At 39.4% G+C, this 1,798-nt stretch carries 2 protein-coding genes; one reads left to right on the top strand and one right to left on the bottom strand.

The features are described from left to right. Positions 1–244 precede the first annotated feature (244 nt). Complete coding sequence (locus RRG12_RS43815) at positions 245–649, bottom strand: hypothetical protein (RefSeq protein WP_069070991.1); 405 nt, start codon at positions 647–649, stop codon at positions 245–247. A 189-nt stretch (positions 650–838) separates the two neighbouring features. On the opposite strand from RRG12_RS43815, the gene RRG12_RS43810 reads away from it, so the two are divergent. Beyond that, a partial coding sequence (locus RRG12_RS43810; protein ID WP_420763336.1) for a PEP/pyruvate-binding domain-containing protein occupies positions 839–1,798 on the top strand: 960 nt, incomplete at its 3' end.

Below are 1,798 nucleotides of genomic sequence, written 5' to 3'. Positions count from 1 at the left end.
AAGGATTTTTCTGTAAATAGGCTTATATGCAACTTCACATTAAATTGGTATAACCTGTATCCTGTTCCCTATCTCCATCAATGAATTTAATTGTGCCCGACTACTTATCTATTTTTTTTGCTATGGTGATCCCAAAGGAACTATTAAGTGCTTACGAGGTGTAAATTAAATGATTAATTGAACTGATTGTATAAAATCTTACAAGCAAAGGAATAGGATTTATCCATAACGTGCATCTGTTTTGTTACTTATTAGGTTGGGCAATACGCGCTTCAATATCTTCCAATGTTTGTAACAATAGACTCCTTGCCTGCAATTGCCAGCCCCATTTCTGAATTCTGTAAGCTGATATAGTACCAACTATAGCTGCTAACAAACAGATCGGTTGATTTAAAGAAATTCCGAATAACAAACCCAATCCAGCAATTCCCCAAAATGGTAAGGCTACTGTTTGTCTTTGTTCTTCCACAACTTGGGTAACTATATTAGATTTCTTATTAGCTAATAATGCTTCTTTGACTTGTCGTTGTTCGGCTGCCGACACTGATAAACCTATTTTACGACGTAGTTTTTCTATTTTGCGGGCATCAGTGCTGTACTCAGTTAACTCATCTTCTGCCATTTTCAGGAGTCGTTCTAGTTGTGCCATTGTGGATTCCATCCGGTATTTTGATACAGCTATCAACCTAAATAATTGTTAACTTTTATTGACTATATGGTTGTATTTAATCGCCAAATTTAAAGTTACGCGACAGAATGAAAAATCTAAAATTGAATATGGGGAAAATATACTAGCGGTTACGCACTTACAAGTTGAGTATAAAATTAAAAGGTAATTATGGCTACAGTATCTAAAAGCACTTTATCTCTATCTGCCCAGGAGCGATCGCTGATTCTCTGGTTTGATGAAGTTGGTATTGCTGATATACCCGTAGTTGGTGGTAAAAATGCCTCACTGGGCGAAATGATTCAACAGCTAACGCCCAAAGGCATTAACGTTCCCACGGGATTTGCCACCACTGCTTACGCTTATCGTTATTTCATTCAATCAGCCGGCTTAGAAGCAAAGCTACGTAAACTCTTTGCTGACTTAGATGTTGAAGATGTGAAAAATTTACGAGAACGGGGGAAAAAAGCGCGATCGCTCTTAATCCACACCCCGTTTCCTGTAGAATTGCGAGAGGCGATCGCTACAGCCTACCAAAGTCTCTGTGAACGATACCATGCAGAGACAGATGTGGCAGTCCGTTCTAGCGCCACCGCTGAAGACTTACCCGATGCTAGTTTTGCTGGACAACAGGAAACTTATCTCAACGTTGTCGGTGCTGAAGGAGTTTTAGCAGCTTGTCATAAATGCTTTGCTTCCATATTTACCGATCGCGCTATTTCTTATCGACATGCCAAGGGATTTGACCACTTTAGCATTGCCCTGGCTGTAGGCGTGCAAAAAATGGTGCGCTCTGACTTAGCAACCTCTGGGGTGATGTTCTCCATTGACACAGAAACCGGATTTAAGGATGCGGCACTAATTACAGCTGCTTATGGTTTAGGTGAAAATGTTGTCCAAGGGTCTGTAAATCCCGATGAATACTATGTTTTTAAACCAACTTTAAAAGCTGGTTTCCGCCCAATTATTGATAAAAAATTGGGCAGTAAAGAACTGAAGATGATTTATGATGATGGCTCCAAATTTACGAAAAATGTGTCAGTTTCGCCCAGTGAAAGAGGCAAATTCGCCCTGAATGATGAAGAGATTTTACAACTAGCAAATTGGGCATATTTAATTGAAGACCATTAT

Source organism: Nostoc sp. CALU 546 (assembly GCF_048836525.1).
This window is presented reverse-complemented; position numbering and strand designations above follow the sequence as displayed.

Coding starts and splice junctions, on each gene's coding strand:
- RRG12_RS43815 (WP_069070991.1), bottom strand. CDS start 649: ATGGCACAACTAGAACGACTCCTGAAAATGGCAGAAGATGAGTTAACT.